Origin of the sequence: Novacetimonas pomaceti, from assembly GCF_003207955.1 — a bacterium.
Lineage (GTDB): Bacteria > Pseudomonadota > Alphaproteobacteria > Acetobacterales > Acetobacteraceae > Novacetimonas > Novacetimonas pomaceti.
Genome location: NZ_NOXG01000006.1, coordinates 37,625 through 55,685 on the forward strand (window position 1 = coordinate 37,625; position 18,061 = coordinate 55,685).

Here is an 18,061-nt window from a genome sequence, read left to right on the forward strand (position 1 = left end):
CAGGGAATATCCAGATCAACGGGTTCGTGTCGCGGCATACGGGCCGTTGCCGCGCGGGATCGCCTGTCCGGCGGGACGGCATCCTTCATGCCTTTTCCCATGCGGCAAAAACGTCACAGGGACGCGAAGAAGGCGGATTGTCCAAAAATTCGCCCGTTTGATATTGCGAATCAAAATCAGTTTCATTAATGGGAGAAATAAGAATCAGTCGCAACTACAAAAGATGACCCCCCATGATCCCACCCCGCCGTCTCCGACCATTTTCCGTTGCAACAGCGACGCTGGCGCTTGCCTGTTCGTCCGGGGCGCATGCCGCCGCCACGGGGGAAGAAACCCCCACTGTCGTGCAGCAGTCAGGCACGTCCCCCACGACGTCGGCAGGAAAGGCCAGGGCTGCGGCCACCACCACGACGCCCCATGACACGGCATCCCGGGACGCGGCCGCGCAGGAAGATGCGTCGGGGATCATTTCCGATCACCGGCACGATTACACCACGGTGACGGCATCGCCGATGAATGCGCTGAAGCAGTCGGTCGGGCTGAGCCGCATGCCGCACGACGCGATGCATACGCCACAGAGCATCAACGTCGTGCCGCAGGTCCTGATGCAGCAGCAGAACGTCAAATCCCTTGATGAGGCGCTGAAAAACGTGCCGGGCATCACGGCCTCGGTCGGCGAGGGCGAGGGCGGCATGGCGGGGGACCAGTTCCTTATCCGTGGGTTTCAGGCGCAGAACGACATCTATGAAAACGGGCTGCGTGATTTTGGTGTCTATACCCGCGACAGTTTCGATTACGACCATGTTTCGGTCATCAAGGGGCCGTCGTCGGAGGTTTTCGGCAATGGCACGACGGGCGGCGCGATCAACATCGTGACCAAGAGCCCGCAGCTGGGCAATTTCTATCAGGCGAATTTCTCGGGCGGCAGCGGGTCCTATTATCGCGGCACGCTGGATATCAACCAGCAGCTGACCAACAGCATCGCCTTTCGCCTGACCGGCATGGGAAATGAAAACAATGTCGTCGGCCGCGACTACATCTATTCCCATCGCTGGGGCATCGCGCCCTCCATTGCCTTTGGCCTTGGGAAAAAGGTGTCATTCGTTCTGGAATATTTCCATCAGAACGATAACCGCATCCCCGATTACGGCGTGCCCGTCGTCTACAAGCCGGGGGCGGCGGTTGGCCTGCCTGCAACGGAATACGGGGTAAAGCGTACCAACTGGTATGGTACGACCTATGACCAGGACAATACCAGCGATGACATGATCACCGGCCGCCTGACGGCAAAGGTCAGCCCGATCCTGACGCTTTACAACGACATGCGCGGCGGGATCTATCACCGGTATTTCTCCGCCTCGCAGGAGGCATGTTCGTCCATGGCGGCGGGTACGACTGCGTATAACAACAACCTGATGAATGGCAGTGTGCCGTCGGCAACCTGTAATGCCGATTTGTTTTCCGCCAACCCTGCCGCAGCGCAGGTCGCGCGTAATGGCGGCGTGGGTGGGCCAGAGCCCTACCGGCAGAGCGACTGGTCCATACAGGATGTCTTTTCAGGGATCGCGCGTTTCCGCACCGGGCGCATCCGGCATGAAATCATCGGCGGTTTCGACATCGAATATGTGACCGACCATCGCCAGAACTATGCCTATGGCAGCAACCGCCCCAGCACCAGCCTGCTCAGCCCGTCGATGTACGTGCCCGGCCTGACGCTGGGCGACTGCAACCAGTATCCCGACCGCCTTGTGAACATCAGTGGTGTTGGCAAGAAGTGTTACAAGGACAGCGATGCCCTTGATGTCGGCTTCTTCCTGTCCGATCAGGTCTGGCTGACGGATTACCTTTCGGTCAAGGCGGGTTTCCGCTGGGATAACTGGAACAGCCATTACAGTGCTACGGGCGGCGATACGGCGAAATATCCCGACGTGCATTACGGGCAGGACGAAACCACCTTCAATCCCAGCGTCAGCGTCATGTACACGCCGCGCAGCAACCTGATGGTCTATTTCAACTGGTCGCAATCCACCACGCCGCTGAGCATGTATGTCACCAACAGTTCCGAACCGATGAACGCCAAGAACCAGAGTGCGGCGCCGGAACGTAGCTCTCTTTATGAAATTGGCGCGAAATACAGCGCTTTTCACGACCGGATCGGCATGACGGCCGCGCTGTTCCGCCTGGACAAGAGCAATTCGATCCAGACCGATCCCTCCACCGGCGACATCAGCGCCACAAGTGATCAGGAACGTAACCAAGGGCTGGAGCTGAGCATTTCGGGCAACATCCTGCCCAACTGGATGTTCTATGGCACGTATGCGCTGTATGACCCCACGATCACCAAGGCAGGATCGGCATCTTCCAAGCAGGGGGGACAGATCCAGTACGTGCCCCATAACCAGGCGACCGCGTGGACATCCTATGAAATCGCCCCGCGCCGGCCCTGGAACATGACGATCGGCGGTGGCCTGACATGGCGGCAGGGCGTATGGCTGGATCAGGCCAACACGGCGCGCGCGCCCGCTACGGTGGAATTCGACGCGATGGTGTCGCATCGTTTCAACAATCACTGGAAGGTGGCGATGAATGGATACAACCTCGACAACCGCCTGAATTACGGCAGCCTGTTTTCCAACCGCGTGACGCCTTCCATCGGGCGGTCCTTCCTGTTTAATCTGTCCGCCCAATACTGAGGGATGGGCCCGTATCGCACGGGCCCGGCCGACACGGGGATAAGTGGAATGCTGCTGCACGTGCCCGCATTGCTGAATGCAGATGAACTGTCGCGGTGCCAGACGGCGCTGCGGACGGCGCAATGGACCGACGGACGGGAAACGGCGGGGCAGCAGTCCGCCAAAAGCAAGAACAACCGCCAGTTGCCGCAGGATTCCCCCGCCTGTCGTGAACTGGGGGAAATCGTGCTCAAGGCGCTGGGCCGTAATGCAACGTTCAACAGCGCCGTGCTGCCATACCGGGTCAGTCCGCCGCTGTTCAACCGTTATGACGTCGGGATGTCCTTTGGCGCGCATGTCGATAATGCGATCCGGGGGATTTTCGCCGGCGGCATCCATACCCGCATCCGCACGGACGTGTCATCCACGCTGTTCCTGTCCGACCCGGACGAATATGACGGCGGCGAACTCATCATGTCCGAACCGGGCGGGGAACAGGCCATCAAGCTGCCGGCGGGCGATCTGGTCCTGTATGCCACCACGGTCCTGCACCGCGTGACCCCCGTGACCCGCGGGTCGCGCCTTGCGGCCTTTTTCTGGTCACAGTCAATGGTCGCCGATGAAACGCGACGGCGCATCCTTTTCGATCTGGACCTGCAGACCATCACGTTGCGTGAACGGCTGGGCGATCATGACCCGTCCGTGCTGGGGCTGACCAACATCTATCACAACCTGATGCGGCAGTGGTGCATCCTGTGACATCGGGCCTGCTTGAACGCACCCCTTGGCAGGGTCTGTAAAATATGTCGATAGGATAACAGAAGTTTCTGGGTGCCGCCTTTTGTCTAAATAAGGCGGCGTTCCCCTGACGTTTTCGGGAAAAAGCTTCCCGGGGAGTATCTTCACGACCTTGCCCAGCGGGCAGGCTTCATTCCGCCAACGGGCGGCCGCGTCCCTGCTTGATCCGCGCGCGGCGGGATTTGTCATCCATGCGGCGACGGCGCTGCGTGCGGGAGGGACGGGTGGCGATCCGGCGGGTGGGCACATGCGCGGCCTGCCGCAGGAGGTCCAGCAGGCGTTCGATCGCATCCTCGCGGTTGCGGGACTGGCTGCGGAAGCGCTGCGCCGTCAGGATGACGACGCCATCGCGTGTCATGCGGCTGCCAGCCAGCAGCCGCAGCCGCGCGCGCAGGCGTGAGGTCAGCGTGGCGCAACGCGCGGCATCAAAACGGATCTGGGCCGCGGTCGCGACCTTGTTGACATTCTGTCCCCCCGGGCCGGAGGCATGGATATAGGTCACGACAATATCATCGTCATGGATAACAAGATCGGGAAGGACATGGTACGCCATGGCCGCGTGTAGCATATTCCCGCCATCATGTGGGACAGATGTTCGGTTTGCGGATACCTTCCCCGCATGACGGGCATTGCCCGCCGACGTGGATACGACCACCATGTGAATAACCAAGAACATGGCGGGAGGAACACATGGAACAGGTTACCGACAGTGAAACCGAACAGCTGCAGCAGCTTCTGGCGCAGGCGGCGGAACAGTCCGCGCAGAAGAAGGTGATGCCGGTGGTCAAGATGATCGCCGCGCAGCAGCTTGTCATCATGGAGCTGATGCAGATGCTGGTTGATTCCGGCACGGTGCATGCCGAAGACATCGCCGCGCGCATGCGTCACCTGATGGAACATACCGATCCGAAGGATATGGCGGCCCGTGCGCTGTTCGATCAGGTACGTTCGCGGTTTGCCACCCAATAGCGCCCCCTTCCCGTATGCAAAGGTTGTGACGAATGGACGATCATCCCCCCGCCCTGCGCGCTGAAATCGCCGCACTGAAGGCCGAGCTGGCGCGGCTCAGGGACGCGCTGGCCGCGGCGCAGAAAACCATCCAGGCGCAGAGCGCGCAGCTCCGTCAGGAACAGGCCCAGAAAAAGCGCGTGCGCTGAAGCCTCCTTCAATTCCCAATCCCACCTTCAACTCCAGGGACAGGACATCCATGTCTGACGAAAACACAAAAGATTCCAGCGGCAATGTCGTCGTCTATCCGACCGTAAGCTGCGGCGCGGAGGCGGTGCAGGATTCCGTGGTGATCCTCGACCTTTTCATGGCGACTTCCCCCGAACACCTCAAATCCGGCGACCGCCGCGTGGTGACCGCCCTTCATCCCGAACAGGCGCGGCATCTGGCGCGTCAGCTGCGCGATGCGGCGGATACGGTGCTCAAGGACAAGGCCATCAAGGACAAGGCAGCGTCGTAAGGGGCAGCCTGCAAACAGCCTCCTGATAAAAAATAGAAGTTTTTGGGTGTCGCCTTTTTTTAAAAAGGCGACGTCTTATGAAACTTTTTATAAAAAGCTTCACCAGAAACTTTTATGATTTCAGGGCATTATCGGGCCTGTCTTTTCAGGTAGATCCAATCCTCCGCGCGGCATTCAGCCAGTAAGGGACGTCTCGCGAAAGGCCCGCATCCCGCCAAACCGCAGGTTGACGGCCGCCTGCCCGCCCGACAGCGTCGGGACGGTCAGGGTATTGGACAGCGATTCCCTCAGCCGCGCCTGCGAGACAAGGTGGACGATTCCCACCGGGTCATGGGGATAGAACAGGTTGACGAGGCTGCCGCGTTCCTCATCAAGCAGCCATGGCCCGATATAATTGTGCGAATTGTCGAGGAAGACGACACTGGCGCCGTCGATATAGACCGCAAGCGCAATACTGAGCTGGTCCTGCGTGAACAGCGCGCCGCCACGGCGTATGATGGTGTCCTGCCATTTGCGCAGTACCGGCCAGATGGCCGCGTCGCGGTGGATGCACATCACCCCGGAATTCAGCAGTGGCTTGGCCCCGATCCGCCGCCGTATGGCAAATGGCAGGCGGGCCTTGCGCGCGTTCTTGTACAGGAATGAACGGACCTGCATCCAGCCGGGGCAGATCCAGCGGACCGCGAACAGGTCCGCGATTTTCGCGCCGATTTCAGGAACAATGGCGATCCCGCCCCCGCGCGCGGCGTCGAACATATGTTCGATGGCGGCGATGTCCTGCACCCATGCGTCGGCATCAATCCAGAGGATCAGGTCGAACTGCGGCAACAGGCGGTCCAGCCACAGCTTGGACAGGTTGATGGCAAGGGTGGGGCGACGGCGCACCCGCCATGACGGCGCGCAGTCCGGGACATGGGGGATGCGGACCATCACCCCCAGATCGTGGAGCGTGCGCGCCTGCTGCGGAGTCAGCCCGGCATCAAGGACGCATAAGGCCGCGTCCGTCCGGTTTCCGATCGACTGGATCAGTTCGATGACCAGGGGGAAATAGCCGCTGTCACATCCCGTGACGATAACCTTGCGCAACCCGGTACTCCTGCCTTGCCCGCCGGCCGGTCATGACAGGACGGACAGGATCAGCATACAGGCATCTTCCGGGCAGGGAAACGGGCCGTCCCCTGCTGGCCCATCCCCGCGCCTCCGGCTATCCTGCCGGGCGTGCATGATTATGACAGGAACCGCACTGATGACAGTTCAAACAGGGACATCCGCCCGCCTGGGGGAAGACGATATCGTCCCGTCCATCGCCGCCGTCATGGAAGGGGAGGGCGATCCGATCGCCAATGCCGCGAATATCGCGGCCATCCTGTTCGAGGGGCTGGCGGATATCAACTGGGCCGGTTTCTATTTCCTGCGCGGCGGGCAGCTGGTGCTGGGACCGTTCCAGGGGCGCGTGGCCTGTACCCGCATCGATATGGGAAAAGGGGTCTGCGGCACGGCGGCCCGGCAGCGCGCGACCATCGTGGTGCCGGATGTCCATCAGTTCGAAGGCCATATCGCGTGCGATGCGGCGTCGCGTTCGGAAATCGTGGTGCCGATCATGCGGGCGGGACAGGTACTGGGGGTGATTGATATCGACAGTCCCCATGTCGCGCGCTTTACCCCTGCGCATGCGAAGCTGATTGAGCAGGTGGCGTCCCTGTATGTCCGTGCCTGTGGTGACGCGACGCCCTGATGCCTTGCCCTATGTCTGCGCGGGCAGGGGAGCATCAGGGCAGGCGGGCAAGGTGGCGCGTCAGCAGGTCGTAAAACCCGTCCGCGTTCGCATCGTGCATGAACAGGGCGTTGGCGGGCCTGTCCGTCGTATCCCACCAGTCCACCACGGACATGCCGCGCGTCAGCGGGTCATGTAGCGAGATCGAGACGTTGACCTGCCGCCCGGCGAACAGGTCCGGCTGCAGCAGCCATGCAATGGTGCACGGGTCATGCAGGGGCGCGCCTGCCCACCCGTATTTGTTCAGGTCAAAGCGTCCCGATGCCTCCAGCATGGCGACAGCCGCCGATGCGCACCGGCCCGGCAGCGCACGTAGCCGCGCAAGGCGCGCGGGCGTCGTCAGGCACTGGTGCGTGACGTCGAGGGGCAGCAGCGTCAGGGCGATGCCGCTGCGCAGGACGATATCGGCGGCCTCGGGATCGGCGTAGAAGTTGAATTCGGCGCTTGGGGTGATGTTGCCCCCTTCGCACCGCGCGCCGCCCATCGCCACCACCCCGCGCAGGCGTGCAGCGATATCCGGCGCCTTTATCAGGGCCATCGCGAGGTTTGTCATGGGACCAAGCATGACAAGGTGCAGGCTGTGTCGCGGGGCGTCACGGATGGCATCGATCAGGTAATCGACCCCGTGGCGGGGCTGGACCGGCATCGTGGGGGCCGGCAGGTCGGGGCCATCCATGCCCGTGACTCCATGGACGTGGCTGGCGCTGACGCGGGTATGTCCGATCGGGCGCGCGCATCCGGCATGGACGGGTATGTCCGTGCGTTGCGCCAGTTCAAGGATCATGCATGCGTTCCGCGCGGTCTGTTCAACCGTCACGTTGCCCGCGACGGTGACCAGGGCCTCCACCTTCAGCCTGTCGGACGCCAGCGCCAGCATGATGGCGATCGCGTCATCCACGCCGGGGTCGGTATCGATGATGATCCTGTGCGCTGTCATGTGGTCCGCGTGCCTCGTAACTACTGTAATCACACTATGACATATTTATTGCAGGCGCCAGAAATGACGTTATCCAGACATGCTGGTTCATGTCGAAATATACATGTTACAATTCGTAGAACAGATGCCGTATTCTGACGGGTGGTATTTCATATAACCGTAAATGTAAGGCGCATGACATGACGCTGATTACATCATTTTAATATTCAGGACTCAGTCAGAAATGATGAAGAAAATGCTTCTTGCCGCTGCCGTCATGACCGGTCTCGCCGGAACTGCGGGTCACGCGGCGCTGGCGCACGATGCTCCCCCGCCGGGCGAAGGGTGCGGTGGGGGCGGGGGCGGTCACCACCATGGCCCGCATATCCTGTCGCTGCGCGGGATTACCCTGACCGCCGCCCAGCACAAGAAACTGGCGGCGCTGATGCATGGCCCGCATCCTGATTTCCATGCCGACATGGAACAGGAACACACCCTGCGCACGCAGCTGCGCACCGTGCTGTCCACCCCCGGCACGGTCGATCAGGCCAGCCTGACCTCGATCGAGCAGCAGCTGGATGCCCTGCGCCAGAAGCGCGAGGCACGGCGTCTGGAGATGGAAGTCAAGATCCACGATATCCTGACACCGGAACAGCTGGCGCAGATCAAGGACCGTCAGGACAAGATCGATGCCCTGCATGAACAGCTCCATGCCCTGATGGCGCCCCCCGCGCCGCAGAAATAACCATCTCCCAGCATCGGGAAACGGGCCGCAGGGTTCCGCTTCCCACCTGACAGTGGCGCCGGTTGTCCCCAACCGGCGCCATTTCTGTTTGCTGGCCCTGCGTCCGGCCATGGATGATGATCCCGCCATTCATCCCATAGGCCACGCCGACAGGGAGTGGAGGCAGGAAGGGCACCCCGAAGGGATGGCAGGCGCTGTATTCTACCGTCTGGAATAAGGCAGCGGCCCGATCAGGAACATCTCGGCCGAAGGTCGGCCACCTGTTCGGGGGCGGACCGCGAAGGGCGGTTCATGCCCGGCAATGCCCCGAAAGCCATTCAGGGGCACGGTTGGGTCGATATTCATGATATTATCGAACATGACACATAAATCCGTTTGCTGATGTGCTTTGCAGGCCGTGACAGGACAAAGGGCCTGATCGGGATGCGCAAATATGGTGGCGTACGCGCCAGCACCACCGCATGGTCCGCAGGCGTGCGCTCCATTGCAGTGGTGCTGATGGAAGTCAGGACGGGAGTCCCGCTCGCCCCGAAAGGGGCCCCGCGCCCGCAGGTCACGGGCGCGGGGGACAGGGATGCCTATTTGGTGGTGTAGCCACCGTTGACGAGGATGGTCTGCCCGGTCATCCACCATCCTTCGGACACCAGGAAGCGGACATGCGGTGCAATATCCTCGATATCGGTCAGGCCGGTCCTGCTGAACGCGGACAGGGCGGCGGCTGTCTTGTGATAGGCGACGGCCTCTTTCGATTCCTGTCCATAGAAAAACGGCGTGTCCATGGGGCCGGGGCCAATGGCATTGACCGAAATGCCGCGTGCCCCGTACTCCTTTGACGCCGCGCGGGTGAAATGTTCCACCGCCGCCTTCGACCCGGCATAGGTGGAATAAAACGGCGTATAGGCCCCCAGCAGCGAGGTGACGAGCGTCAGCAGCTTGCCATTGTCATTGAGGTGGATGCCCGCTTCCTTGATGAAGAAATAGGCTGCCTTGGTATTGACCGCGAACATTTCGTCGAATTCGGCTTCGCTGGTCTCGCTGATGGGTTTTTTCAGGACCTTGCCCACCGTGTTGATGGCGATGTCGGGGCGTCCGATGGCATTGACCGCATCCGAAAACAGTTTTGCAGTGGCGGCGGCCGTGGTCAGGTCAGCCTGAAACGCCACGGCCTGCACGCCCACAGCCTTGAGGTCGCTGAGCGTCCTGTCGGCTTCGGCCTTGGTGGAGGCACTGTTGTAATGGATGGCGATGGCCTTTGCGCCATGCGCCGCCAGATCACGCGCGATCAGTCCGCCCAGGTTCTTGGCGCCCCCCGCGATCAGGACGGTTTTTCCGTGAATGCGGTGGTTGGCCATGATGGTGCCTTTCATTCGTTTCCGATGCTGACCCGCTGGTGACGGATGTCATGAACGAAAGATATCATTTGCGATATCCACATAAAGGAGCCTTTTCCGACAACATATGTCGTAGATAACGAACAAATCGCCATGTCGGTGATCGGGAGGGATAAAGGAAATGGACCGGATCGACCTGTTCCGCGTTTTTGCCCGCGTGGTGGAGACGACAAGCTTCACCCGCGCGGCCGGGACGCTGAAGCTGCCGCGATCGACGGTTTCCACCGCCATTCAGGAACTGGAGGGGCGGCTGGGTGTCCGCCTGCTGGCCCGCACGACCCGTTCCGTCACGCCCACGGCCGATGGCATGGCGTTCTATGAACATTGCCTGCGCCTGATCGCGGATGTGGAGGAGGCCGAAAACCTGTTCCGGCAGGACGCGAACACCCCGCGCGGCCTGCTGCGCGTCAATCTGCCCGGCCGGATCGGCAGGTTGCTGGTGGCGCCCATGCTGCCGGAATTCCTGGACCGTTATCCGGGCATCGATATCGAGCTTGGCGTGACTGACAGGGCCGTCAACCTGGTGGAAGATGGCGTGGACTGTGTCCTGCGGATCGGCCCGCTGGAGGATTCCGGACTGATCGCGCGCGCGCTGGGCGAACTGCCGCTGGTCAATGTGGCCTCTCCCGCCTATCTGGCACGCCATGGCGTGCCGCGGGTGCCTGCCGACCTGACGCGGCACATGGCCGTCCGTTACGCGTCGCCCTCCACCGCGCGGGTCGAGGCATGGGAATGGATGGAAGGCGGCATGCCGCGCACACTGCCCATGTCCGGCCGCGTGACCGTCAACAGCGCCGAGGCGTTCATTGCCTGCTGTCTTGCCGGGCTGGGGCTGATACAGATTCCCGCCTATGACGTGGCTGACCTCCTGCGCCGTGGCGAACTGGTGGAGGTGCTGTCGCAGTGGTGCGCCCCGCCATTGCCCATGACGCTGCTCTATCCCCATCGCAGGCATCTTTCACGCAAGATGCAGGTTTTCGCCGACTGGCTGGAGGAGGTGTTGCGCGGATGCGTCCGGCCGCCGGCGGGATGAAGGCCAACGCGTGGTATCATCCCGTCCGCCACAGGCGGGGCAGCGCGCCATCCCGGCCCTGCACCGGGTCGGTCGGGGGAAATGGCAGGCGATTCATGATCGTGATCGCAGCAGGCGGGATCGGGCCGCGCTGCAGGTCGAAATCCTGATCGGGGGGATAGGCCCCCACCACCAGGAAATCATCGCTCGACCCCTCGTTCTTATGGCCGGTGCCGGCCGGCAGGACGACGACATCGCCCGCGCGTACCGTGACCAGACGGGCATCCGGGCCGCCAAGGCGCAGTTGCGCGGACCCTGTTGCTATTCCCAGAACCTCATGCGCGGTGCTGTGATAGTGGTGGAAATCGTAAACCCCCCATCGCCAGCGCGGGGGCCAGCCATTGGCGGTAAACAGCGCCTCCATCCCCGATGCCGGGTCGCTGCCATGGGTGGGAAAGCCATTGCGGTAATGCAGGACCGGCAGGTGCGCATTGTTCGGAACCCAGCCATTGGGCGGCAGCATGAAGGAATCGGGGCTGTTCCGGCTGGTGGCCCCGCGTGCCATGCGGACGCTGCTGCCACACAGCACCAGCCCCAGCATGCCCAGAATTGCCTGGAACTGCCGACGTTGCAGGGTCATTGTGACATTCCTTTCCGATGCAATGGGCCAAGTGCGATGGGCCGGGGCCGTTTCACGGGGGATATCCGGAGATATTCGGGGGATATTCCCTGCGGGGCGTTCATGGATATCGACGCCTGCCGGCGCGGGCGGTTGCATCAGGGGGAACCGTCAGCCCCCGCATGGCGTTTCCCCGACATGACGTTCCCCCCGGAACCCGGCCCTGACAAAGGATTTTTCCCGTTCATGGAACGAAAGGGAAGTTCCATCCCGCCTGTTCCCACGCATGCCCGCGCGGGACGTGGCGGAAATATCGGGGCCCTGCGTATCCCACAAAGACCGTAACATTGATGGAGATTGCGATGACAGGCAGCAAGACGGCCGCGATGAAGGCAGGCGAGGCCCATGTGCGGACCTATCTCGGCACGCCGACGGACCTGAAACAGGATGCGGTAAGGAATATCGCCGCCGGGCTGAAGGAGACCCTGGCCGATGTTTTCGCCCTTTACATCAAGACGAAGAATTTTCACTGGCATATGAGTGGCCGCCATTTCCGCGACTATCACCTGCTGCTGGATGAACAGGGCGACCAGATTTTTGCGATGACCGACCCTATGGCCGAACGCGCGCGCAAGATCGGGGGCACCACGCTGCATTCCATTGGCGAGATCAGCCGCCTGACGAAGGTTGCGGACAATGACGCCGAATATGTGACGCCCGAAGACATGCTGGCCGAACTGCGGGAGGACAATCTGGCGCTGACTACCCGCATGCGGGCGGTTCATGCCCTGTGCGACGAAGGCAATGACGTCGCCACGGCCAGCCTGCTGGAAGTGTGGATTGACGAAACCGAACGCCGCACATGGTTCCTGTTCGAGGCGACGCGTCCGGCATTTGGCAGCAATAGCTGATCCCTGCTCTCAGAATTCTCACGCCGATACCTGTCGTGGCCGGGGATAATTGCGTCTAGGATGGACACCTGTCGCGCCAGCCGTCGGGCCATGGATCCATCCCGATGCTGTCGCGAGGCGAGGGGAGGGATTCATGACGGATGCGCGCTTACGGGGCGTTTCAGCCGGGAGCGAACGCCTTGGCATGGCCATGGCGCCATGCACGCTTGGCATGCTGGGGCTGGTGTCGGGGGAACGGGGGGTCGTGGCCATCATGATGGGCGATGACGCCGATACGCTGTCCCATGACCTGCGGGCCCGCTTTGCCGGTGTCGAACTGACGGACGATGACCCACAGGCCCGCCTGTATCTGGAGCGCGTCGGCGCGTATGTCGATGCGATGGGCGACGGGGCCGCGCCCGTGCCCGATCTGCCACTCGACATGCGCGGCACCCCCTTTCAGCAGCGGGTCTGGGATATCCTGCGCACCATTCCGCCAGGCAGCACCCTTACCTATGCCGATATTGCGCGGCGGCTTGACGCGCCACGGGCCGTGCGCGCGGTGGGGCGGGCATGCGGGGCCAATGCGCTGGCGATTGCCATCCCGTGCCATCGTGTCATACGCACCGACGGCACGCTGTCGGGATATCGCTGGGGCGTGGCGCGCAAGCAGGCGCTGCTGGAACGCGAGGCGGCCGGCATGAAGGAATGCGGCTGATTCGCGGACAGGGCTGATTGTCTTGTGGCGGTCTTTGCGGCATGAGGGACGCTGCTGGAAATCCATTCTTGTTCGTTGATAGGTCTTCACATGTCACAGTACACCCCCGTTGGTCTTGGGGACGGGAACGCACCCGTCAGGGCTCTGACCCATTCGGGGAACTTCCACCTTGACGAGACACTGGGCTACGTCATCCTTCATTACGCACTGGCGCCCGGTGGCGACCTGCGCGGGCGCGTGCTGGGCGAAGGGACGCCGGACAGGCTCGGCTTCGAACGGACGCGTTCCCCCGAACGCATCCGGGAAGCGGACATCGTGTTTGACGTCGGCGGGGTCTATGACCCGGCAAAGGGACGTTACGACCACCACATGAAGGACAAGCCCCTGCGCGAGGACGGAACGCCCTTCAGCGCGGCGGGCCTGCTGTGGAAGGATTACGGCACCGCCGCGATCCGCAATATCCTTGGCACCCCGGTGGAGGACAGCGTGGCCGGGGCCATCTGGCAGGCCGTTGACCGGTCGATGGTCCTGCCGATCGACCAGGACGACAATGGCGTCGTGAAGCTGGAGAAACTGTCGCTGGCGGATATCGTGTCGGCCTGCCGCCCGACATGGGACGCGGCCGAACTGTATGGCGCGCAGGAAGCCCGCGCGCGCGAGACGCTGGGTTTCGCGAACGCGGCGGCGGCGGTCGCATCGCATCTGGTGAACACGGTCGATCGCGTGCGCGCCAGCCTCAAGGCGACGGACCGGGTGCTCGCGGCTTATGAAGCGGCGCAGGACAAGCGCATTCTGGTGATGGATACGGGCATGCCCACCGAAAAGGTGATTTTCGAGCATGACCTGCCCGTCGTCTATGTGGTGTCGCCGGCGGGATCGGGCCGCTGGAACGTAAAGGCGGTCCCGCCCGTCCGTGGCGATTTCGGGCAGCGCGTTTCATTGCCCGAGGCATGGCGTGGACTGGAAGGCGAGGCCCTCGCCAATGTGTCGGGCGTGCCCGACGCCGTGTTTGCCCATCCCGCGCGGTTCATCTGTGGCGCGGGAAGCCGCGAAGGCGCGCTGAAAATGGCGTGTCTGGCGCTGGAGATCGATGAGTCCCTCAAGGGCGCGTAACATCAGTCCCCGACCGGCCTGATCGCGCGGATCGGGGGATTGCCCCTGATCCGTGCGATCAGGGGACTTCGCGACGCCAGCCCCCGTCAGCGCAGGGAACAGGCATCGCGCCAGCCATTACGACGCGTCGCGCCAGGCGCCGACGGCCTCAATGCCGGTGGCAAGCAGGGAAGCGGCGCGTTCGGGACTGTCGGCCTCCACATACACCCGCAGTTCCGGGGCATTGCCGGACGGGCGCAGGTGAATGACCTCCCCGCTGTCGAATGTCATGCGCAGGCCATCGGTATGGTCCACGTGGGACAGGTTGCCGCAGGACTTCGTAAAGCCGAGCGCCGTGGCGCCCCGGGCCGGGTTTTCGGCAAGCTTCTCGATATGGGCCCTGCTTCGGGCCGTGGGCATTTCCACCAGGCGGTCGCTCAGCGTGAAACGCTGCGGCAGGGTGGCGACAAGGCCCGCGAGGTCCTTTCCTTCCCTGCGGGCCGCGACCAGCGCGCAGATCATCGGCAGGATGGAATCGCGCGTGGGCAGGGCCGCAAGTGTCCGCTCCCCACGCTTTACATCACTGGCAAGCAGGAAGCCGCCATTGGCTTCATAACCGACGGAGGGCACGAATCCCGCATCCGCCGCCTCGGTCATGGCGGCGACGACGAAGGGGGAGCCGATGCGGGTGCGGCGGATATCCTTTGCAAAGCCGGATTTTTCCAGCGCGGTATTGCTGCTGACGGGGGTGGTGACGGCAGCCGCGTCAAGGAAACGCGCGGCCAGAATGCCCAGAACGTCCCCACGCAGCCAGTTTCCGGCCCGATCCGCCAGCAGGGGACGATCGGAATCCCCATCCGTTGTCACGATGGCGTCCAGCTTCCCGTCGGCCGCCCATTCACGCGCCAGCTTCGCATCCTCGGGGCGGACCGCCTCGGTATCGACGGGAATGAAGCTGTCCTTGCGGCCCAGCGGAACGGCTTTGCCGCCCAGCGCCTCGACGATTTCGACAAGGACGTCGCGTCCCACGGCGGAATGCTGATAGACGCCAAGCGTCAGGCCCGACAGGGCGTCCGCCCCGAAAAAATCGCGGTAACGCGCGACGAAATCGGGGACGACATCGGTCTTTTCCGGAAGCTCGACAGGCGCGGTGAGCGCGCCATCCGCATCGAACCATCCCTGTGGAAGTTCGACGTCCTGTTCGCGCATGGCGGCTTCATCGGTCTTGAGGAATTCCCCCCGCGCGCGGTTGAACTTGATCCCGTTCCGGTCGGCCGGGATATGGCTGCCCGTGACCATGAGCGAGGGAATACCCCGCGCAAAGGCGTGCAGGCACAGCGCGGGGGTCGGGACATAACCGCAGAAGACCGGCACCCCCTTCATGTATTCGATGGCGGCGACGCAGGCCCGCAGGATGCGCGGCGTGCTGGGGCGCAGGTCACCCGCCACCGCGACCTGCGTGCCCGGCGCGAATTCCCCAAGCCCCGCCAGATGTCTGAGATAGCCCACCGTATAGGCGAAGCAGACGGAATCCTTCATTGCGGAAACAAGGCCGCGCGCACCGCTGGTGCCAAAGGCGACACCCGACTGCTCCATCCATTGGGCTATTTTCATGAGCGTTTCTTTCATCCTGCTTATGCCGTGCGGGGGATTTTATCACATCTTCCCACACGGCATATTTATGAAAATCCATTTCATTCTATAAAGATGCACATGGTGATGACCCTTTGCGCGTGTTCCGATCCAGAGGAGCCGTTCTGTCCGTATCTCCTGAATTTCTACCTGTCAGCCACAGCCCGTTCCAAGGATCGCGCACGAAACATCCTGCGGTCATAAGAACGTTTCCGGCGAAGGGTTTTCACGAATCCTCAGGGAACGCTGCTTTCTGAACGGGGACGCTCCCTCCCCCAAAGGCCCTGCCGTGCGGGTGACTGCGGCCGGAGGTCGTGGCTACGAGCAGCGTGAAAGCGCAGAGCATGGCGACGAAGGCGAATATGCTTCCTTCCGGCCCTACCGCGCCCCCGGTCATCAGGCTGGACCCGGTTGGCATGAAGTCCAGAATATGTCCCTGATCGAGATAGCCGCTGCCGGCCGCGCCGAATAGCGGCGCACTCGCCCAGTTCCAGCCGGTATGATAGCCAACGGACCACCAGACCGACCCTGTCCGGTACACCGCATAGGCCAGCAGCACGCCCTGGAAGAACAGGCGCGCAAGCCAGATCCGGCTTGCCCCGGGATTGCCGAGGTGAAGGGCGGAAAACATCAGCCCGGAGACGATCGCCGCACCGTAACGCCCGACGAAGCGCTCCGCGACCAGCAGGACGGCGACCCGCCCGAACAGTTCCTCGCCCGTCGCGCCGATAAGGTCAAAGACCAGCCAGCCGCTGCCATATGACAGGGCGGACAGGGGAGATTGTGCTGATATCGCGACACTGGCGTTTCCTGTCGCCATGATTGCAAGGATCGCGCCGACCATGACGATCAGGCCGATTGCCAGTCCGGTGGCCGCCAGCCTTCCCATCCGGGGACCGACCAGCGGAAAACCGGCTATCGGGGATTGCACGATCGCGCAGACGCCAGCAACGACAGGCAGGTCCATCAGTAACCTGACCACCATCAGCAACGCATAGGGCAACAGCTCCATTTCGTCCTGGGCTGTCGTGTGAAGGTCGAGTGCTCTGGCCAGCGGTCTGTCGATGACGAATGCGAGGTGGTCGAATCCGATATAGACCGTGGCAATGAACAGCAGCGCAAGCCAGCTTCGGGGGGCAGGGAGCCATGCAAAGCGCAGGTTGCTCATGCTGAATGTTCCTTTTGTCAGGCGGCGCATCCTTTGACCCGAAAGGGAAGATGCCTGTCCCCTTATTCTTTTCGCCTGCGATTCCACGGTGAAATCGTTGCCGTTCAAAACACTCTGGTCGGTTGGGGATTGTTTGGAAATAAGACATTAGTGAAAAATAATAAAAGTTTTTGGGTGCCGCCTTTTTTAAAAAGGCGGCGTTCCTTGAAGCTTTTTGCAAAAATCTTCACCAAAAACCCGTTTGAAATACCGGATGTTTCTTGGACGATTTCTGACGTGACCTTCTGGCATGCAGCGTCATGGTCTGAATGACAGTCAAAACGAACGGATAAAGAAGTTTCTTTTCTACCCCGGCACAGGATTGGGCCCGGTGCGTCGGCCTGTGCCGGCCCCCATGATGCGGGCAGGAAAAAAATATATCCCGATATATCTTGACTTACGATATATCGGGATTTATATCGGTAATCATGAAACACAGAAACAGACACGCAGGCGGTCGTCACCGCCAGACTTTCTCCCCCGAAGGCATGGGCGGTGCCGAAGGGCCCCGTCGCCATCACGGTCGCGGTGGGCACCATGGCGGTGGCCGCCGGGGCGGACGCCACCGGTTGTTCGATTATGGCGAGATGCGGCTGCTGGTCCTCTCGCTGATCGCGGAAAAGCCGACCTACGGGTATGAGCTGATCCGCATGATCGAGGAAAAATTCGGTGGCAGTTACGCCCCCAGCCCCGGCGTGATCTATCCCACGCTGACATGGCTGGATGAGGCCGGCTATGCCCGCGCGGTCGAGGCCGATGGCCGCAAGAACTATCACATCACGCCACAAGGCGAGGCGTTCCTTGAGGCCAGTCGCACGGCCCTTGATGAAATCCTGGCCCGTGCCGCGACCGGTGCCGCAGAGGGCAGGGGTGGCCGCAGGGATGTCCCGATGCCGGTTATGCGCGGCATGGAAAACCTGCGTACCGCACTGCGCCTGAGGCTGCGCAACGGTGGTCTTGATGCGGCCGCCGAGGAAAAGATCGCAGCCCTGCTGGATGAGGCCGCGCGGGCGATCGCCCAGCTCTGAAATAGACCCCTTCCGGATATATACGCCCGGTCCGGGCGCGCTAAAGCGCATCCGGACCGGGAGCGGTCCTGTAACCGTCATGTATTTGTCATGCAGGAA

Annotated in this window: 22 protein-coding genes; 13 read left to right on the forward strand and 9 right to left on the reverse strand. The window is 62.2% G+C overall.

What is annotated here, in order from left to right; translation table 11 throughout:
* Positions 1–233: 233 nt before the first annotated feature.
* Entirely contained in the window at positions 234–2,693 is a 2,460-nt protein-coding gene (locus CFR71_RS07765; protein WP_110529644.1) for a TonB-dependent receptor, read from the forward strand.
* Between the two features lie 48 nt (positions 2,694–2,741).
* A complete protein-coding gene (locus CFR71_RS07770; RefSeq protein ID WP_110529894.1) occupies positions 2,742–3,431 on the forward strand; it encodes a Fe2+-dependent dioxygenase in 690 nt (229 codons plus the stop codon).
* A 169-nt stretch (positions 3,432–3,600) separates the two neighbouring features.
* Here the strand turns inward: CFR71_RS07770 and arfB are convergent, their stop codons facing one another.
* A complete protein-coding gene (arfB, locus tag CFR71_RS07775) occupies positions 3,601–4,023 on the reverse strand; it encodes an alternative ribosome rescue aminoacyl-tRNA hydrolase ArfB (RefSeq protein WP_110529647.1) in 423 nt (140 codons plus the stop codon).
* Positions 4,024–4,160: 137 nt separating this feature from the next.
* On the opposite strand from arfB, the gene CFR71_RS07780 reads away from it, so the two are divergent.
* From CFR71_RS07780 to CFR71_RS07785, 3 genes are read left to right on the forward strand one after another with little or no spacing between them, the layout of a single operon-like run.
* Positions 4,161–4,439, forward strand: coding sequence for a hypothetical protein (locus tag CFR71_RS07780; protein ID WP_110529650.1), 279 nt, complete (start codon positions 4,161–4,163; stop codon positions 4,437–4,439).
* Between the two features lie 32 nt (positions 4,440–4,471).
* Entirely contained in the window at positions 4,472–4,627 is a 156-nt protein-coding gene (locus tag CFR71_RS16455) for a hypothetical protein (RefSeq protein WP_165829174.1), read from the forward strand.
* A gap of 50 nt (positions 4,628–4,677) precedes the next feature.
* Positions 4,678–4,938 (forward strand): hypothetical protein, encoded by a 261-nt coding sequence (locus CFR71_RS07785; protein ID WP_110529653.1) that lies wholly within the window; start codon positions 4,678–4,680, stop codon positions 4,936–4,938.
* Positions 4,939–5,112: 174 nt separating this feature from the next.
* Here the strand turns inward: CFR71_RS07785 and CFR71_RS07790 are convergent, their stop codons facing one another.
* Complete coding sequence (locus CFR71_RS07790; RefSeq protein ID WP_110529656.1) at positions 5,113–6,024, reverse strand: glycosyl transferase; 912 nt, start codon at positions 6,022–6,024, stop codon at positions 5,113–5,115.
* A 160-nt stretch (positions 6,025–6,184) separates the two neighbouring features.
* Between CFR71_RS07790 and CFR71_RS07795 the strand changes: the two genes are divergently transcribed.
* The gene (locus CFR71_RS07795) at positions 6,185–6,673 is read left to right on the forward strand and encodes a GAF domain-containing protein (protein ID WP_110529659.1); all 489 of its coding nucleotides are present in this window, start codon (positions 6,185–6,187) and stop codon (positions 6,671–6,673) included.
* 34 nt (positions 6,674–6,707) lie between these two features.
* Here the strand turns inward: CFR71_RS07795 and CFR71_RS07800 are convergent, their stop codons facing one another.
* Positions 6,708–7,649 (reverse strand): nucleoside hydrolase, encoded by a 942-nt coding sequence (locus CFR71_RS07800; protein ID WP_110529662.1) that lies wholly within the window; start codon positions 7,647–7,649, stop codon positions 6,708–6,710.
* A gap of 235 nt (positions 7,650–7,884) precedes the next feature.
* On the opposite strand from CFR71_RS07800, the gene CFR71_RS07805 reads away from it, so the two are divergent.
* Positions 7,885–8,373: a Spy/CpxP family protein refolding chaperone gene (locus tag CFR71_RS07805; protein ID WP_239019192.1), complete on the forward strand. Its 489-nt coding sequence runs from the start codon at positions 7,885–7,887 to the stop codon at positions 8,371–8,373.
* A gap of 201 nt (positions 8,374–8,574) precedes the next feature.
* On the opposite strand, the gene CFR71_RS16460 is transcribed toward CFR71_RS07805, so the two are convergent.
* On the reverse strand, positions 8,575–8,733 hold the full coding sequence (locus tag CFR71_RS16460) for a hypothetical protein (protein WP_165829175.1): 159 nt from the start codon (positions 8,731–8,733) through the stop codon (positions 8,575–8,577).
* Positions 8,734–8,754: 21 nt separating this feature from the next.
* On the opposite strand from CFR71_RS16460, the gene CFR71_RS07810 reads away from it, so the two are divergent.
* Entirely contained in the window at positions 8,755–8,967 is a 213-nt protein-coding gene (locus tag CFR71_RS07810) for a hypothetical protein (protein WP_133251102.1), read from the forward strand.
* Here CFR71_RS07810 and CFR71_RS07815 read toward each other — a convergent pair.
* On the reverse strand, positions 8,952–9,725 hold the full coding sequence (locus tag CFR71_RS07815) for an SDR family oxidoreductase (RefSeq protein WP_110529897.1): 774 nt from the start codon (positions 9,723–9,725) through the stop codon (positions 8,952–8,954). The two genes, CFR71_RS07810 and CFR71_RS07815, sit on opposite strands and share 16 nt — an antisense overlap.
* Before the next feature lie 160 nt (positions 9,726–9,885).
* Between CFR71_RS07815 and CFR71_RS07820 the strand changes: the two genes are divergently transcribed.
* Positions 9,886–10,797 carry a LysR family transcriptional regulator gene (locus CFR71_RS07820; protein ID WP_110529671.1) on the forward strand — a complete coding sequence of 304 codons (912 nt, stop codon included), beginning with the start codon at positions 9,886–9,888 and terminating at the stop codon, positions 10,795–10,797.
* Between the two features lie 16 nt (positions 10,798–10,813).
* Here CFR71_RS07820 and CFR71_RS07825 read toward each other — a convergent pair whose 3' ends face one another.
* Positions 10,814–11,416 carry a cupin gene (locus tag CFR71_RS07825; RefSeq protein ID WP_110529674.1) on the reverse strand — a complete coding sequence of 201 codons (603 nt, stop codon included), beginning with the start codon at positions 11,414–11,416 and terminating at the stop codon, positions 10,814–10,816.
* 341 nt (positions 11,417–11,757) lie between these two features.
* Here CFR71_RS07825 and CFR71_RS07835 point away from each other — a divergent pair, with 341 nt between their 5' ends.
* The 3 genes from CFR71_RS07835 (at position 11,758) to CFR71_RS07845 (ending at position 14,116) form a co-directional block, all read left to right on the forward strand.
* Positions 11,758–12,306, forward strand: coding sequence for a Dps family protein (locus CFR71_RS07835; RefSeq protein WP_110529899.1), 549 nt, complete (start codon positions 11,758–11,760; stop codon positions 12,304–12,306).
* Positions 12,307–12,439: 133 nt separating this feature from the next.
* Complete coding sequence (locus CFR71_RS07840; protein ID WP_110529680.1) at positions 12,440–13,003, forward strand: methylated-DNA--[protein]-cysteine S-methyltransferase; 564 nt, start codon at positions 12,440–12,442, stop codon at positions 13,001–13,003.
* Between the two features lie 90 nt (positions 13,004–13,093).
* Positions 13,094–14,116, forward strand: coding sequence for an MYG1 family protein (locus CFR71_RS07845; RefSeq protein ID WP_110529684.1), 1,023 nt, complete (start codon positions 13,094–13,096; stop codon positions 14,114–14,116).
* A 117-nt stretch (positions 14,117–14,233) separates the two neighbouring features.
* Here CFR71_RS07845 and CFR71_RS07850 read toward each other — a convergent pair whose 3' ends face one another.
* The 3 genes from CFR71_RS07850 to CFR71_RS16465 all read right to left on the reverse strand — a co-directional run bounded on the left by CFR71_RS07850 (position 14,234) and on the right by CFR71_RS16465 (position 17,473).
* On the reverse strand, positions 14,234–15,691 hold the full coding sequence (locus CFR71_RS07850) for a phosphomannomutase (RefSeq protein ID WP_207781341.1): 1,458 nt from the start codon (positions 15,689–15,691) through the stop codon (positions 14,234–14,236).
* 262 nt (positions 15,692–15,953) lie between these two features.
* Positions 15,954–16,895: a CPBP family intramembrane glutamic endopeptidase gene (locus CFR71_RS07855; protein WP_165832056.1), complete on the reverse strand. Its 942-nt coding sequence runs from the start codon at positions 16,893–16,895 to the stop codon at positions 15,954–15,956.
* A gap of 104 nt (positions 16,896–16,999) precedes the next feature.
* A complete protein-coding gene (locus CFR71_RS16465) occupies positions 17,000–17,473 on the reverse strand; it encodes a hypothetical protein (protein WP_165832054.1) in 474 nt (157 codons plus the stop codon).
* Here CFR71_RS16465 and CFR71_RS07860 point away from each other — a divergent pair.
* Positions 17,423–17,962: a PadR family transcriptional regulator gene (locus CFR71_RS07860; RefSeq protein WP_110529693.1), complete on the forward strand. Its 540-nt coding sequence runs from the start codon at positions 17,423–17,425 to the stop codon at positions 17,960–17,962. The two genes, CFR71_RS16465 and CFR71_RS07860, sit on opposite strands and share 51 nt — an antisense overlap.
* The last annotated feature ends 99 nt before the right edge of the window (positions 17,963–18,061 follow it).

What these genes read in the sequence shown, in the direction of transcription:
- CFR71_RS07855 (WP_165832056.1), bottom strand. Translation starts at nt 16,895, where the DNA reads ATGAGCAACCTGCGCTTTGCATGGCTCCCTGCCCCCCGAAGCTGGCTT.
- CFR71_RS07835 (WP_110529899.1), top strand. Translation starts at nt 11,758, where the DNA reads ATGACAGGCAGCAAGACGGCCGCGATGAAGGCAGGCGAGGCCCATGTG.
- CFR71_RS07845 (WP_110529684.1), top strand. Translation starts at nt 13,094, where the DNA reads ATGTCACAGTACACCCCCGTTGGTCTTGGGGACGGGAACGCACCCGTC.
- CFR71_RS07860 (WP_110529693.1), top strand. Translation starts at nt 17,423, where the DNA reads ATGGGCGGTGCCGAAGGGCCCCGTCGCCATCACGGTCGCGGTGGGCAC.
- CFR71_RS07800 (WP_110529662.1), bottom strand. Translation starts at nt 7,649, where the DNA reads ATGACAGCGCACAGGATCATCATCGATACCGACCCCGGCGTGGATGAC.
- CFR71_RS16465 (WP_165832054.1), bottom strand. Translation starts at nt 17,473, where the DNA reads ATGGTGCCCACCGCGACCGTGATGGCGACGGGGCCCTTCGGCACCGCC.
- CFR71_RS07770 (WP_110529894.1), top strand. Translation starts at nt 2,742, where the DNA reads ATGCTGCTGCACGTGCCCGCATTGCTGAATGCAGATGAACTGTCGCGG.
- CFR71_RS07820 (WP_110529671.1), top strand. Translation starts at nt 9,886, where the DNA reads ATGGACCGGATCGACCTGTTCCGCGTTTTTGCCCGCGTGGTGGAGACG.
- CFR71_RS16455 (WP_165829174.1), top strand. Translation starts at nt 4,472, where the DNA reads ATGGACGATCATCCCCCCGCCCTGCGCGCTGAAATCGCCGCACTGAAG.
- CFR71_RS07815 (WP_110529897.1), bottom strand. Translation starts at nt 9,725, where the DNA reads ATGGCCAACCACCGCATTCACGGAAAAACCGTCCTGATCGCGGGGGGC.
- CFR71_RS07780 (WP_110529650.1), top strand. Translation starts at nt 4,161, where the DNA reads ATGGAACAGGTTACCGACAGTGAAACCGAACAGCTGCAGCAGCTTCTG.
- CFR71_RS07785 (WP_110529653.1), top strand. Translation starts at nt 4,678, where the DNA reads ATGTCTGACGAAAACACAAAAGATTCCAGCGGCAATGTCGTCGTCTAT.
- CFR71_RS07795 (WP_110529659.1), top strand. Translation starts at nt 6,185, where the DNA reads ATGACAGTTCAAACAGGGACATCCGCCCGCCTGGGGGAAGACGATATC.
- CFR71_RS07810 (WP_133251102.1), top strand. Translation starts at nt 8,755, where the DNA reads ATGTGCTTTGCAGGCCGTGACAGGACAAAGGGCCTGATCGGGATGCGC.
- CFR71_RS16460 (WP_165829175.1), bottom strand. Translation starts at nt 8,733, where the DNA reads ATGTTCGATAATATCATGAATATCGACCCAACCGTGCCCCTGAATGGC.
- arfB (WP_110529647.1), bottom strand. Translation starts at nt 4,023, where the DNA reads ATGGCGTACCATGTCCTTCCCGATCTTGTTATCCATGACGATGATATT.
- CFR71_RS07840 (WP_110529680.1), top strand. Translation starts at nt 12,440, where the DNA reads ATGACGGATGCGCGCTTACGGGGCGTTTCAGCCGGGAGCGAACGCCTT.
- CFR71_RS07850 (WP_207781341.1), bottom strand. Translation starts at nt 15,691, where the DNA reads ATGGAGCAGTCGGGTGTCGCCTTTGGCACCAGCGGTGCGCGCGGCCTT.
- CFR71_RS07765 (WP_110529644.1), top strand. Translation starts at nt 234, where the DNA reads ATGATCCCACCCCGCCGTCTCCGACCATTTTCCGTTGCAACAGCGACG.
- CFR71_RS07805 (WP_239019192.1), top strand. Translation starts at nt 7,885, where the DNA reads ATGCTTCTTGCCGCTGCCGTCATGACCGGTCTCGCCGGAACTGCGGGT.
- CFR71_RS07825 (WP_110529674.1), bottom strand. Translation starts at nt 11,416, where the DNA reads ATGACCCTGCAACGTCGGCAGTTCCAGGCAATTCTGGGCATGCTGGGG.